This window comes from Streptomyces sp. KR80 (genome assembly GCF_052245555.1).
In the GTDB taxonomy this organism is placed as follows: domain Bacteria; phylum Actinomycetota; class Actinomycetes; order Streptomycetales; family Streptomycetaceae; genus Streptomyces.
Map to the genome: position 1 here is coordinate 398,796 of NZ_JBQQCD010000003.1, position 13,129 is coordinate 411,924.

11 protein-coding genes are annotated in these 13,129 nt (G+C 70.7%); 7 read left to right on the forward strand and 4 right to left on the reverse strand.

From position 1 onward, the window contains the following. The first annotated feature begins 131 nt into the window (after nucleotides 1-131). On the forward strand, nucleotides 132-602 hold the full coding sequence (locus ACTWQI_RS07245; protein ID WP_443268518.1) for an SseB family protein: 471 nt from the start codon (nucleotides 132-134) through the stop codon (nucleotides 600-602). A gap of 74 nt (nucleotides 603-676) precedes the next feature. Here the strand turns inward: ACTWQI_RS07245 and ACTWQI_RS07250 are convergent, their stop codons facing one another. Next, nucleotides 677-811 carry a hypothetical protein gene (locus ACTWQI_RS07250; RefSeq protein ID WP_443268520.1) on the reverse strand — a complete coding sequence of 45 codons (135 nt, stop codon included), beginning with the start codon at nucleotides 809-811 and terminating at the stop codon, nucleotides 677-679. 42 nt (nucleotides 812-853) lie between these two features. Between ACTWQI_RS07250 and ACTWQI_RS07255 the strand changes: the two genes are divergently transcribed. Then, nucleotides 854-1,804, forward strand: coding sequence for a pirin family protein (locus ACTWQI_RS07255; protein ID WP_443268522.1), 951 nt, complete (start codon nucleotides 854-856; stop codon nucleotides 1,802-1,804). A gap of 65 nt (nucleotides 1,805-1,869) precedes the next feature. Then, nucleotides 1,870-2,976, forward strand: a complete 1,107-nt coding sequence (locus ACTWQI_RS07260) for an AI-2E family transporter (RefSeq protein ID WP_443268524.1) — start codon at nucleotides 1,870-1,872, stop codon at nucleotides 2,974-2,976. Here the strand turns inward: ACTWQI_RS07260 and ACTWQI_RS07265 are convergent. Further along, a complete protein-coding gene (locus ACTWQI_RS07265) occupies nucleotides 2,907-5,069 on the reverse strand; it encodes a SpoIIE family protein phosphatase (RefSeq protein ID WP_443268526.1) in 2,163 nt (720 codons plus the stop codon). The genes ACTWQI_RS07260 and ACTWQI_RS07265 overlap by 70 nt on opposite strands. Nucleotides 5,070-5,217: 148 nt before the next feature. On the opposite strand from ACTWQI_RS07265, the gene aspS reads away from it, so the two are divergent. The 4 genes from aspS (at nucleotide 5,218) to ACTWQI_RS07285 (ending at nucleotide 9,488) form a co-directional block, all read left to right on the forward strand. Then, on the forward strand, nucleotides 5,218-7,005 hold the full coding sequence (gene aspS, locus ACTWQI_RS07270; protein WP_443268528.1) for an aspartate--tRNA ligase: 1,788 nt from the start codon (nucleotides 5,218-5,220) through the stop codon (nucleotides 7,003-7,005). Between the two features lie 213 nt (nucleotides 7,006-7,218). Beyond that, complete coding sequence (locus ACTWQI_RS07275; RefSeq protein ID WP_443268530.1) at nucleotides 7,219-7,737, forward strand: SigE family RNA polymerase sigma factor; 519 nt, start codon at nucleotides 7,219-7,221, stop codon at nucleotides 7,735-7,737. Further along, complete coding sequence (locus ACTWQI_RS07280; protein WP_443268532.1) at nucleotides 7,730-8,620, forward strand: hypothetical protein; 891 nt, start codon at nucleotides 7,730-7,732, stop codon at nucleotides 8,618-8,620. Before ACTWQI_RS07275 ends, ACTWQI_RS07280 begins: the two co-directional genes overlap by 8 nt. 70 nt (nucleotides 8,621-8,690) lie before the next feature. Beyond that, the gene (locus ACTWQI_RS07285) at nucleotides 8,691-9,488 is read left to right on the forward strand and encodes a L,D-transpeptidase family protein (protein WP_443268534.1); all 798 of its coding nucleotides are present in this window, start codon (nucleotides 8,691-8,693) and stop codon (nucleotides 9,486-9,488) included. 101 nt (nucleotides 9,489-9,589) lie between these two features. Here ACTWQI_RS07285 and metG read toward each other — a convergent pair whose 3' ends face one another. Next, a complete protein-coding gene (gene metG, locus ACTWQI_RS07290; protein ID WP_443268536.1) occupies nucleotides 9,590-11,317 on the reverse strand; it encodes a methionine--tRNA ligase in 1,728 nt (575 codons plus the stop codon). 146 nt (nucleotides 11,318-11,463) lie between these two features. Next, nucleotides 11,464-13,065, reverse strand: a complete 1,602-nt coding sequence (locus tag ACTWQI_RS07295) for a VWA domain-containing protein (RefSeq protein WP_443268538.1) — start codon at nucleotides 13,063-13,065, stop codon at nucleotides 11,464-11,466. Nucleotides 13,066-13,129 lie beyond the last annotated feature (64 nt).

Below are 13,129 nucleotides of genomic sequence, written 5' to 3' on the forward strand. Positions count from 1 at the left end.
CGACGGCTCCGTAAGGATCGGAGAGGGAAGGGTCCTCTTTAGACAACCAATCGGTAATGCACATGATGCTACCCGTCGGTAATAAGGCGCAAGCCCCGGGCGGCCAACTGTGACTCGTTACGCTTTGGGGCATGTACGGCTACGACCAGAACCCGGGTGCCGGGCAGCAGTACGCCGCGGCGCCCCCGCCGCAGCATCAGGCGGCCGCAGGCTACGGCGCGCAGCCGCTCTATCCCGAGCCGTCGCCGCCCTCCCTCGCGGACGCGGTGCGCGCCTTCACGACCGGCTCGATGTCGGCAGAGGACTTCCAGGGGGTCTTCTCGACCTCGAAGGTCTACTGCCCGCGAGGAGAGGGACCGGGCTTTCTGGCGCTGCACAACACGCAGCAGCCGGTGATCCCGATGTTCACCACGCTCAAGGAGCTGAGGCGGTATGCGGGCAAGGAGTCGAAGTACTTCGTGATCACGGGTGCGGAGGTGCTGGATCTGCTGCCGACGGGGTACGGCTTCGTGCTCGACATGGAGGGCGAGCACCGGATGGTCTTCGATGCGAAGGCCGTGGAGGAGATGGTCGACTTCGCCATGCGCCGCATGTACGGCTAGACGCCAGTGCTGCGCAGACGGCTGGCCGCATTCGTCCGCCAGGTGGTGGGACCCATGAGCCGTACGGTCGGTCGTCATGCGCCGTGCGGGTCGTCGGCCGCCGTCGCCTCGAGCACCGCTGAGTGTCCGGGCTGCCCGTGAGGGCCCGCCGCCTTGTGCGGCGGGCCCTCGTCCATGCCGGGAATGATGCGACGCCGCTGGTTGTTCATCTTTGAACCATATGCTGCGACGAGAGTCGAGGAGGCCGTCCCATGCCTGCTGTCACCGTCGAGAATCCGCTGGCCCTGCCGCGCGTCTCCGCCCCGTCCGGGGCCGGGTCGCGGGCCGTGCTCGCGGTGTCCACCGCACGGCGCGGGTTCGAGGGCGAGGGTTTCCCCGTCCGCCGGGCCTTCGCCGGCATCGACTATCAGCACCTCGACCCGTTCATCATGATGGATCAGATGGGCGAGGTGGAGTACGCCCCCGGTGAGGCGAAAGGCACGGCCTGGCACCCCCACCGCGGCTTCGAGACGGTCACGTATCTGCTCGACGGGACCTTTGTGCACCAGGACTCGCACGGTGGCGGCGGCGTCATCAAGGACGGCGACACCCAGTGGATGACCGCCGGCTCCGGCATCCTCCACATCGAGGCGCCGCCGGAGGCCCTGGTCACGAGCGGAGGGCTGTTCCACGGGCTCCAGCTCTGGGTGAACCTGCCGCGCAGCGACAAGATGATCCCCCCGAAGTACCAGGACATCGGCGGCGGCCGGGTCACGCTGCTGACCTCCGCCGACGGCGGGGCGCTGCTGCGGCTGATCGCCGGTGACCTCGACGGCCACCGGGGGCCGGGGGTGACCCACACGCCGATCATCATGCTGCACGCCTCGGTGAACCCGGGCGCGGAGCTGACGCTGCCCTGGCGGGAGGACTTCAACGCACTGGCCTACGGGCTCGCCGGTCGCGGCACCGCGGGGACGGAAGGGCGGCCGTTCCGTACCGGCCAGGCCGTGGTCTTCGGCCGCGGACGGTCACTGACGATCCGCGCGGACGCCGTACAGGAGTCGCGCAGCCCGAACCTCGAGGTCGTGCTGCTGGGCGGCGCGCCCATGCGCGAGCCGATGATGCAGTACGGACCGTTCGTGATGAACACCCACGCCGAGCTGGCCCAGGCCGTCGAGGACTTCAGGGCGGGCAAGCTGGGCGTCATCCCCGCAGGGGCCTGACGCGGCCTCACCCACGCGGGTGTGCTGGGCGGGATGTCCCGGCACGCCCGTGATGGGCTGGGGGCGTGCAGACCGAGCCGCCCCTGCTGCCTCGTGGAGCCCGCCGAACGGCGGCCTGGTGCGGGGTGCTGCTGCTCGTCTCGGGCGTCGCCGCGATCGTGATCTGGCTCTGTGTCGTGCTCAAGGCCGCCGTGACGCCCGTGCTGCTCGCGCTGCTCGGCACCGCGCTGCTCGGGCCCCTGCACCGGCGGCTGCTGGGGCTGCGGCTGAACCGTTCCCTCGCGGCCGCCCTCACCTGCGTGGCGCTGATCGCCGTGGTCGGCGGCGCCGGTTACATCGTGGCCAGTGCGCTGATCGACAGCGGTGACCAGATCATCGCCTCCCTCAAGGAAGCGGCCCAGGACGTGGCGGACCACGCCGGCGCCGCCGGCACCTCGCTCGACGACCTCGCCTCCAACGCCAAGGACCTGATCGGCAAGTTCGGCGGAACAGCCGCATCCGGGCTGCTGACCGGGTTCAGCCTGGTGGGCCACCTCATCGCGACCTCGATCCTCGCCCTGTTCCTGACCTTCTTCTTCCTGCGCGACGCGGACCGGGCGGCCGGGCTCCTGCAGTCCCTGGCCCCGCGCGGCGCCGCCCCGCACCTGGAGGCCGCGGTCCGGCGCGCCGTCCAGGCCGTCGAGGGCTTCATGCGCGGTACGACCGTGATCGCGCTCATCGACGCGATCTTCATCACTGTCGGCATGCTCATCCTGCGCGTGCCGGGCGCGCTGGGCCTGGGCGCACTGGTCTTCGTCGGCGCCTACATCCCGTACCTCGGCGCGTTCATCTCCGGCACCGTGGCCATCCTCGTCGCGCTCGCCGACCGCGGCCTCGCCATCGCGCTCTGGGCGCTGGGCGTGGTGCTGGCGGTGCAGGTCATCGAGGGGCATGTGCTGCAGCCGATGATCCAGAGCCGTACGGTCCAGATGCACCCCGCGATGGTGATGATCGCGATCACCGCGGGCGCGAGTCTCGCCGGGATCCTCGGGATGCTGCTGGCCGTGCCGCTCGCCGCGGCCGCCTTCGGCGTGATCTCGGAGCTCAGGGCGTACTACGCGAACTACCCGACCGACTCGGGTGCGGCCGCCTCCGGCGCGCCCCCGTCCGGGCCGGGCGGCGACACCTCGTAGAGCTCGAACCAAATGCACTTGCCCTCGCCCCGCGGGTCCACGCCCCAGTGCTGGGCCAGCATCTCCATGAGCAGCAGCCCGCGCCCGGAGGACGCCATCTCGCCGGGCCTGCGGCGGTGCGGCTGCTCGTCGCTGCCGTCGGAGACGTCCACCCGCAGCCGCCGCTTGCCGCGCTCCCCGACGATCTCCGCGACGATGAGGGCATCGCCGTCGGTGTGCAGGAGGACGTTGGTGACCATCTCGGAGACCATCAGCTCCGCCGAGTCCACCTGCTCCGGATCGGCCCAGTCGTGCAGCAGCTCCCGTAGCTGCTGACGTATGCCCGCCACCCGCTCGGGTTCGGCCTGGGCGATGGTGAGGACGGTACGCCGGACTGGCAGCGGTACCCGCTCGCCCTCGGCGGGGTGGCAGCCGCAGCCGGGCGCGTTCCGGCACAGCAGCAGCACGGCGATGTCGTCCTCGCGGCGGTCGGCCAGCGGTCCGGTGGAGTGGTGCGAAGACGGCCCGTGCACGGCCTGCACCAGGGCGTCGGCCAGTGAGTCCAGGGTCTCGCCCGTGTGGTGCTCGATGATTCCGCGCAGCCGCCGCCAGCCGGTGTCCAGGTCGTGACCGCCGGTCTCGATCAGCCCGTCCGTGCAGACCATCACCAGCTCGCCCGGCTCCAGCGCCAGCCGGGTGGTGGGGTAGTCGGAGTCCGGATCGATGCCCAGCGGCAGTCCGCCCGCGGTGGGCCGGATCAGCATCGTGCCGTCCATCATGCGGGTCGCGATGTCGGGGTGCCCCGCCCGGGCGATGTCGAGGGTGCCGGTCGCCGGATCGACTTCGATGTAGAGGCAGGTGGCGAAGCGCGGGTCGTCCTGACCCTTGTCGCCGTCGGGCCACTGGTCGACCAGCCCCGCGAGGAACCGCGAGGCGCGGGAGAGCACCGCGTCGGGGTGGTGCCCCTCGGCGGCGTACGCGCGCAGGGCGATCCGCAGCTGGCCCATCAGCCCGGCCGCCCGCACGTCATGACCCTGGACGTCGCCGATCACCAGGGCTATCCGGCCCGACGGCAGCGGGATCATGTCGTACCAGTCGCCGCCCACCTGCAGCCCGCCGCCCGTGGGCACGTACCGCGCGGCCACCTTCATCCCCGGGATATCCGGCTGGACCGTCGGCATCATGCTGCGCTGCAGGCCGCTCGTCAGCTCGCGTTCCGACTCCTGGGCGCCCGCCCGGGACAGGGCCTGGGCGAGCATCCTGGCCACGGTGGTGAGGACCGAGCGCTCGTCGGGGGTGAAGGGCACCCGGTGGCTGAAGGCGGCCATCCACGCGCCCATGGTCCGGCCGCCGACGATCAGCGGAAGAAAGGCCCAGGACTGGCGGTGGAAGCGCGCGGCCAGCGGCCAGGTGATGGGGAAGCGGCGCTGGTACTCCTCGGGGCTGGGCAGATAGATGGCGCGGCCGGTCCGGACCACCTCGGCGGCGGGGTAGTCCGTGTCCAGCGTCATGTTGAGGAACGGGGCGTCGTCACCGGCCGCGTAGCCGTGGTAGCCGATGATCTTCATGCGATCGCCCTCGACTCCGAAGACGGCAAGACCGTCCGGGGAGAAGCCGGGCATCGACAGGGTGGCGGCTACCCGCAGGACCTCGGCGGTGGAGTCGGCCTCGGCCAGCGCCCGGCCCGCATCCAGCAGGAACGCCTCGCGTGAACGCCGCCAGTCGCCGGTGATCCCGGGGTGCGCGGCGGCGGCGGTCCCGGGCTGTGGCTCGGGGACCTCCTGCAGCGTGCCGATCAGCTCGTAGCTCTCGCCGCGGACGTACGGGCGGGACCGGGTCCGGACGATCCGCAGCACCTTGCCGTCGTCCCCCATGATCCGCAGCCGGGCCTCGGCCAGGGTGCCCTCGGCGATGGCGAGGTTGACCACTCCGTTGATCTCCACCCAGTCCACCGGGTGGAAGCGGGAGCGCAGGGCCGATTCGGAGAGGGTGACGTCCACGGCGGGCAGGCCGAGCAGCCGGGCAGCCTCGGCGTCGAGGGCCACCGCCCCCGAAGCGTTGTCCCAGCGCCAGAGGCCGGTCGCGGTTGCGGACAGGACGTCCTCGGTACGCATATTGCATCACTTTAAGTGGCTTTTGGGCGGGATGACGAGCGGCTGAACGTACGAGAAGCGGCCTCGGCCGGGCCGGTACCCTTGCACAAGTCCTTGCTGTGTGCTTGCCAGGGCCCACACCACCCCGACCAGACGACTTGGATGAACGATGCATCGGTACCGGTCCCACACCTGCGGCGAGCTCCGTGCCGCTGACGTCGACACCGACGTACGGCTCAGCGGCTGGCTGCACAACCGGCGGAACCTGGGCGGCATCCTCTTCATCGATCTGCGGGACCATTACGGCCTGGTCCAGCTGGTCATCCGGCCGGAAACCCCGGCGTATGAGGCGCTCAGCGGGATCACCAAGGAGAGCGTCGTCCGGGTCGACGGCAGGGTCATCACCCGTGGCGAGGAGAACGTGAACCCCGAGCTGCCGACCGGCGAGATCGAGGTCGAGGTCACCGAGGTCGAGGTGCTCGGTGCCGCCGACCAGCTGCCCTTCACGGTCTTCCCCGAGGACAACGTGAACGAGGAGCGGCGCCTGGAGTACCGCTTCCTCGACCTGCGCCGCGACCGCATGCACCGCAACATCATGCTGCGCTCCGCCGTGATCTCCGCGATCCGGCAGAAGATGACCGCGCTGGGCTTCAACGAGCTGGCGACCCCGATCCTGTCGGCGACCTCCCCCGAGGGCGCCCGTGACTTCCTGGTCCCCTCGCGGCTGCACGCCGGCAAGTTCTACGCGCTCCCGCAGGCCCCGCAGCAGTTCAAGCAGCTGCTGATGATCTCGGGCTTCGACCGCTACTTCCAGATCGCGCCGTGCTTCCGCGACGAGGACGCCCGCGCCGACCGCTCTCCCGGCGAGTTCTACCAGCTCGACGTCGAGATGAGCTTCGTCGAGCAGGAGGACGTCTTCCAGGTCATCGAGCAGGTCATGACCGAGCTCTTCGAGGAGTTCGGCGGCGGGCGCCATGTCACCTCGCCCTTCCCGCGGATCCCGTTCCGCGAGGCGATGGTGAAGTACGGCACCGACAAGCCGGACCTGCGCGCCAAGCTCGAGCTGGTCGATGTGTCGCACATCTTCGCCGGCAGCGGCTTCAAGGCCTTCGCGGGCAAGCACGTACGCGCGCTGGCTGTCCCGGACACCGCCGACCAGCCGCGGAAGTTCTTCGACCAGATGGGCGAGTTCGCGGTCGAACTGGGTGCACAGGGTCTGGCCTGGATCCGGATCGGCGAGGGCAACCAGCTCACGGGCCCGATCGCCAAGTTCCTGACCGAGGACGACGTCGAGAAGCTGGTCGCCGAGGTCGGTGGCAAGCCGGGCACCGCGGTCTTCTTCGGGGCGGGAGAGTTCGATGACGTCTCCAAGATCATGAGTGCGGTCCGGGTCGAGGCCGCGCGCCGCGCCGGGCACGTCGAGGAGAACGCCTTCCGCTTCTGCTGGATCGTCGACTTCCCGATGTTCGAGAGGAACGAGGAGACCGGGCAGATCGAGTTCTCCCACAACCCCTTCTCGATGCCACAGGGCGGCCTCGAGGCGCTGCGTACCAAGGACCCGCTGGACATTCTCGCCTGGCAGTACGACATCGTCTGCAACGGCGTCGAGTTGTCCTCCGGCGCGATCAGGAACCACGAGCCGGAGGTCATGTACGAGGCCTTCGGCATCGCCGGGTACGACAAGGAGAACGTGGAGCGGGAGTTCGGCGGCATGCTGCGCGCCTTCCACTTCGGCGCCCCGCCGCACGGCGGGATCGCCCCGGGCGTGGACCGCATCGTGATGCTGCTGGCCGACGAGCCGAACATTCGCGAGACGATCGCCTTCCCGCTCAACGGCAACGCGCAGGACCTGCTGATGGGCGCCCCGAGCGAGGTCGACGACGCCCGTCTGAAGGAGCTCCACCTGAGCATCTACAAGGGCCCGGCGAAGCCGACCCCGTACAAGCCGACGAAGTAGGCGGCGCCCGGCGGGACAACACCCCGGAGGACAGCGCCACATGGTGAAGGGCCCGGGACCGACTGGTTCCGGGCCCTCGGCATTTCTGATTTCTGCCGCTCCGAGGCAACCCGGCCGCCGGCCCAGCCCGTTCCACTGATGTGGAGGACACGGCGGTGACGGGGACCGGGACTGGGACGGCGACAGGGACGAGGCGATGGCCGGGACGGAAGCATGGTGAGCGGCTCAGGGGCGGACTTCGAGGAGTTCGTCGCCGCGCGCGGCCCGCGCCTGCTGCGGATGGCCTGGCTGCTCACCGGCGACGCCCATCTTGCGGAGGACCTGCTCCAGACCGCGCTGGCCAGAGTCTGGCCGAAGTGGCGGCGGATCGCCGAGGACAGCCCGGAGGCGTACCTCCGCAGGGTCTTGATCAACACCCATGCGAGCTGGTGGGGGCGGCGCTGGCGGGGCGAAGTGCCGCACGGGGAGCTGCCGGAGGCGGCGGCCGCGACCGACGCCTTCGCGGGTGTCGACCTGGAACAGTCGCTGGCCGCGGCGGTGCGGGCGCTGCCCGCGCGGCAGCGGGCGGTGGTCGTGCTGCGCTACTTCGAGGACCTGTCGGTCGAGGACACGGCCGCCGTGCTCGGCTGTGCCCCGGGCACGGTCAAGAGCCAGGCGGCCAAGGCGCTGCGCAGTCTGCGGGCCGTGCTGCGCACACCGGAGGCGGTCGGGGGAGGTGACCCGCGTGCGTGATCCGGACAGCAGGGGCGAGGACTTCGGGGACTGTGGCGACGCGGGGGACGTGGGGGACGCGGGGGACGCGGGGCGCACCGTACGCACGGAAGGCACCGGGCCCGACCGCGCGCCACGGCCGGTGGAGGCCGAGTCCGCGGACGAACAGCTGTTGCGGCTGCTGCTGGAAGGCGCCGTGCCGCAGCTGCCCGCGTCCGCGCAGCGGATGGAGCGCGTACGGGAGCGGGTGCGGCGCCGCCGTCGGCGCGCCGTCGGCGGCGGGGTCGCCGCTGTGGTCGCCGTCGCGCTGGCCGGGGTCCTCGTGCCGGGGGCGGTGCGGGACGGCACAGCACCCGGGCCGGCACCGGCGCCTGCGCCGCCCGCCTCCGCGCCCGCCCCGGACGAGGGGAGCTGGGCCCGCTACCCCGACCTGGCCGGGCTCAGCCTCCGGCTGCCCCGCTCCTGGGGCGGCCTGGTCGTACCCGGCATGGACGACGGCAGGCATGCGACGGCCGGGTTCGCGGCGGCACAGCCCATGACGCGGTACGGCCAGCCGTGCACCGAGGCCGAGATGGACTTCTGTGCGCCCATCCAGGGGCTCGAGCGAGGCGGTGCGCTGCTCGCCCTCCGCCTGCACCGTGACTACCTGTCGGAGTCCTCCGGCAAGGCGCGTGGGTCGACCGATCCAGTAGCGGTGGAGCTGGGCAGGTTCTGCGTACTGAACCGCGGGACCCAGGAGTTGGCGGCGCGGATCGACGTCGGGGGCTCGGAAGGCGTCTGGATCGACGTCCACATGTGCCTGAACGAGCCATCCGTGGAGCGCCTGAACCAGGTCCGGGAGATCGTGCGCTCCGCCCGCTTCGGTGGTCCGGGGCGCGCCGTCCCCGGCAGCAGCGGGCAGTGATCCTCCCTTCGTTCCTCTTCCTACCGCTCGTCACCTCCTTCTCCAGGGGACTCTTCCGAAAGGCCGCTCGATGTCCGTCTCTCCGTCACGCATCACCGGAGCCGTCTTAGCCCTGCTCACGGCGGCCGGGGGCACCGGGGTCACCGCCTGCGGGAGCTCCGCCGCGGGCATTGCAGGGCCGTCGTACGACCGGCCGGCGCACTCGGCGGGCTCCGGCAGCACCGCGCAGGGTGGCCGCGCGGGCAGGTCCGCGCCCGTGCCGGAGCCCCGAGTGTTGCCCGGCCTCGGTCCGAAGGCCCTGAAACAGGTTCCGGCCGACGCCCGGCAGGCCGTTGTCGTGCGAGGTGAAGGACGGAACTCCTCCCGGTCCACCGTCGTGCTGTACCGGCGTACGGGCACGGGGCGCTCCGAGAGCTGGAAGGCGATGGGTCCGCCCTGGCCTGCGCACAATGCCCTGCGTGGCTGGACCGACGACCACCGTGCCGGTGATCTGCGCTCACCGATCGGCGTGTTCGGGCTGACGGACGCGGGCGGCCTGCTCCCCGACCCGGGCAGCAAGCTCCCCTACCGCAGGTCGACCGCCTTCACCATCCAGGGCACCGGCTTCAAGGGCGAATCCCTCGCAGGCTCTTTCGATCACGTGGTCGCCATCAACTACAACCGTGTGCCGGGCACCTCGCCGCTGGACTGGACCCGCCCGCTGGGAGACGACAAAGGCGGCGGCATATGGATCCATGTGGACCACGGCGGTCCCACGCACGGCTGTGTCTCGCTGTCCGAGGCGGCGATGAAGCAGCTGCTGCGGACCTTGGACCCGGCCCAGCACCCGGTGGTGGTGATGGGCGACGCGGCTGCGCTGGCGCGGTAGGCACTGTCCCGCATGATCGGCCGGACAGGGCCGGCCTTAGCCGGTCCGGCAACGGCGAAGGGTCCGAACCGTCCGGTTCGGACCCTTCGATGCGAGCGGGACTACGCGGCGCTTGTCGGCTCGGCGCCGCCGAAGCGGTCGCGGTAGGCCTCCAGGTCCTCCTCGGTGAGCTTGGCGAAGAGCACCGGCGGGACGGTGAACGCCGTGCCCGCGGGGACCGAGGCGAGCGCCCTCGCCTCATCGGCCGTCACCCACACCGCCGTGTCGTCGGCCAGGGCGAAGGCGGAGCGCATGGCCCTGGCCGTCGCCGGGATGAACGGCTCGGAGAGCACCGCGTAGAGGTGGATCAGGTTCATCGCGGTGCGCAGGGTGAGCGCCGCGGCATCCTGGTCGGTCTTGATCTCCAGCCAGGGCGCCTTCTCCTCGAGGTAGGAGTTGCCTGCGCTCCACAGGGCGCGTAGCGAGCTCGCGGCCTTGCGGAACTGAAGCGTCTCCATGTGGCCCTCGTACTCGGCAAGGAGACGGGCGATCTCCTCGCCCAGGCGCGCCTCCGCCGCCCCGGCCTCCTTGCCCGTGGGCACGGTGTCGCCGAAGCGTTTGCGGGAGAAGGAGAGCACGCGGTTGACGAAGTTGCCGAGGGTGTCCGCGAGGTCCTTGTTGACCACGGATGTGAACAGCTCCCAGGAGAAGGAGGTGTCGTCCGACTCCGGCGCGTTCGCCATGAGGAAGTAGCGCCAGTAGTCGGCGGGGAGGATCTCCAGCGCCGCGTCGGTGAAGACGCCGCGCTTCTGGGAGGTGGAGAACTTCCCGCCGTAGTAGTTGAGCCAGTTGAAGGCCTTGACGTAGTCGACCTTCTTCCACGGCTCGCGGGTGCCGAGCAGCATCGCCGGGAACATCACCGTGTGGAACGGGACGTTGTCCTTGGCCATGAACTCGGTGTAGCGGACGTCGTCCGCCTCGTACCACCAGGACTTCCAGTCGCGGCTCTCGGGATCGGCGTCCGCCCACTCCTTCGTTGCGCCGATGTACTCGATCGGGGCGTCGAACCAGACGTAGAAGACCTTGCCTTCGGCGGCCAGCTCCGACCACGTGTCGGCCGGGACCGGAACGCCCCAGTCGAGGTCACGGGTGATGGCCCGGTCGTTGAGGCCTTCGGTCAGCCACTTGTGGGCGATGGAGGAGGCGAGGGTCGGCCACTCCTTGCTGCCGTTGCCGTCCAGCCAGGCCTCGACCTCGTGCTGCAGCTTCGACTGGAGGAGGAAGAGGTGCTTGGTCTCGCGGACCTCGAGGTCGCTGCTGCCGCTGACGGCGGAGCGGGCGTCGATGAGGTCGGTCGGGTCGAGCACGCGGGTGCAGTTCTCACACTGGTCGCCGCGCGCCTGTTCGTAGCCGCAGTGCGGGCAGGTGCCGACGATGTAGCGGTCCGGAAGGAAGCGGTCGTCCGCGATCGAGAACACCTGGCGGATGGCGCGCTCCTCGATGAAGCCGTTCCCCTTGAGGCTGCGGGCGATGCGCTGGGTGATCTCCACATTCTCCGGGGAGGAACTGCGGCCGAAGTAGTCGAAGGCCAGCTCGAAGCCCTCGTAGATTGCCTTCTGCGCGTCATGCTGCTGGGCGCAGTACGCGTCGACGGGCAGACCGGCCTCCTTGGCCGCCAGCTCAGCGGGAGTGCCGTGCTCATCGGTGGCGCAGATGTAGAGCACGTCGTGACCGCGCTGCCGGAGATACCGGGCGTAGACGTCCGCCGGGAGCATGGACCCCACCATGTTGCCCAGGTGCTTGATCCCGTTGATGTACGGAAGGGCGCTGGTGATGAGGTGTCGAGCCATTGCCGGCTGCTCCCAAGTCGTTACACGGAGTGAGAAATTGATCTACAGGCTGTCAATATCGTATCCGACGAGAAGGGCCCGGCCGCGCGCCCTTTTTCTGGTGGACGCGCGGCCGGACCCAGGTGGTGGCGATGCCCCTGGTGCGATCAGTGAGGCAGGATTCCGGCCTCCCGGGCGTCGGCCAGCCAGGCGGGGAAGTCGGCCGTCAGGTTCTCGAAGAGCTCGCCGTCGGCGAGCTGCAGCGGCTCGAGACCCGCGTGGAAGAAGCCGGCGTTGGCGACCGGGCGCTTCTCGGGGACGGCCAGCGCGTCGAGCTTGCGCAGGAAGTCGAAGCCCTTGGCGTCGGGTTCGCCGAAGCCGATGAACTGCCAGAAGACGGGCAGCTTCGCGGACTCGCAGAGCGCCTTCTCGGCGGCGGGCTTGGAGGTCGGGGCGCCGTCGGTCTGGAAGATGACGAAGGCCGGATCGGTGGAGCCGGACTTCTCGTGGTGCTCGACGACGGCCTCGACGGCACGATGGTAGTTCGTCCGGCCCATGTGGCCGAGGTCCGCGTGCAGGGCCTCGATCCGGCCCTCGTAGGCATCGAGGGAGACGTCGGCGGTGCCGTCGACGTCGGTGGAGAAGAAGACGACGGGGACGGTGCCGTCGCCGAGGTGGGCGGAGAGTGCGAGCGCTTGCTCGGCGAGGTGCTGCACGGTGCCGTCCTTGTAGTAGCGGCGCATGGAACCGGAACGGTCCAGCACCAGATACACGGTGGCCCGCTGACCGGCCAGTCCTCGTGTGTGAAGGGCGGCCCCGGCTTCCTTGTAGCGACTCACCAGCCCAGGAGCGGTGGCCTCCACCTTCTGCAGGGGTACGCCGGACACATCGGCCCGGTCGGTCGTGGCGGCGGCCGCGGCGGGCTCCGGCGTATCGACCGCGGACGACTCCTCACCGCGGTCCTGCGCCTGGGTGGAGGGGGCATCATCCGCCTCCGACGCGTCGGCGGGCTCCGGCTGGGCGGGAATCTCGGCGGCCGGCGACGCCTCGCCGGAGTCGGCCTGGGCCGGAACCCTGGCTGCCGGAGGCTCCTCCGCGGTCTTGGCCTGAGCCGGGACGGCTGGGGGCTCCACTTCCGTGGACTCGGGCTCCCGGTCGGGAGAATCAGGGGAAGCAGCCTGAGACGGGACCGAGGTCGGCTCGGCAGCGGGGGATGCCGTGGGTGAGCTCGCCGGTGCAGAGCCCGCCGACTCGGTCCGTGGCGGAACGCCGGTGCTCTGCTGCTCCGATGTGGCCTCCCCGGCACGTGCCTCGGCCTCGTACTGCTCGCTCGTACCCCGCTTCGCGGCCAGGCTCTCCGACGCGGCGTCCGTCGCCGTCGCGGGCCGGTCGCTGGCGGAGGCTGCCGGCTGCGCGGGGATCGTGGCGGACTCCGTCCCCGTCGGAGCCTCGACGGGGACGGCCGACGGCTCGTCCGCCGTGGGGGTGTTGCGAGCCGCGGCCGCGTCGAAGGCTGCGAGGAGGGATGCGGCCTCAGCCGGCGGCACGGCGTCCGCCGTCCGCGCGGACCTGGCCGTCGGTGCGGAATCCGGCGCTGGATCGGGCGAGGTGGCCGCGGTCGCGCGATCCTCGGCGCCGGGCGCCGGCTCCGGCGCCGAAGGCTCGGCGGCCCGGGCCTCAGGCACGGTCACCCCGTTGCCGTCCTTCCGGTCGTTCCCGGCCGCCCGCGACCGGCCGAACGCATTCCGCAGCAGACTCCGAATGCCCATGGGAGAAGTCCTTCTCATGTATCGGGTGCGATGAATGTCCGAGGTGCGGGGATCGTCCCTGACC

Excerpts from the sequence above, each read along its gene's own strand:
- ACTWQI_RS07245 (WP_443268518.1), top strand. The coding sequence starts at position 132 with ATGTACGGCTACGACCAGAACCCGGGTGCCGGGCAGCAGTACGCCGCG.
- ACTWQI_RS07250 (WP_443268520.1), bottom strand. The coding sequence starts at position 811 with ATGAACAACCAGCGGCGTCGCATCATTCCCGGCATGGACGAGGGCCCG.
- ACTWQI_RS07255 (WP_443268522.1), top strand. The coding sequence starts at position 854 with ATGCCTGCTGTCACCGTCGAGAATCCGCTGGCCCTGCCGCGCGTCTCC.
- ACTWQI_RS07265 (WP_443268526.1), bottom strand. The coding sequence starts at position 5,069 with ATGCGTACCGAGGACGTCCTGTCCGCAACCGCGACCGGCCTCTGGCGC.
- aspS (WP_443268528.1), top strand. The coding sequence starts at position 5,218 with ATGCATCGGTACCGGTCCCACACCTGCGGCGAGCTCCGTGCCGCTGAC.
- ACTWQI_RS07275 (WP_443268530.1), top strand. The coding sequence starts at position 7,219 with ATGGTGAGCGGCTCAGGGGCGGACTTCGAGGAGTTCGTCGCCGCGCGC.
- ACTWQI_RS07285 (WP_443268534.1), top strand. The coding sequence starts at position 8,691 with ATGTCCGTCTCTCCGTCACGCATCACCGGAGCCGTCTTAGCCCTGCTC.
- metG (WP_443268536.1), bottom strand. The coding sequence starts at position 11,317 with ATGGCTCGACACCTCATCACCAGCGCCCTTCCGTACATCAACGGGATC.
- ACTWQI_RS07295 (WP_443268538.1), bottom strand. The coding sequence starts at position 13,065 with ATGGGCATTCGGAGTCTGCTGCGGAATGCGTTCGGCCGGTCGCGGGCG.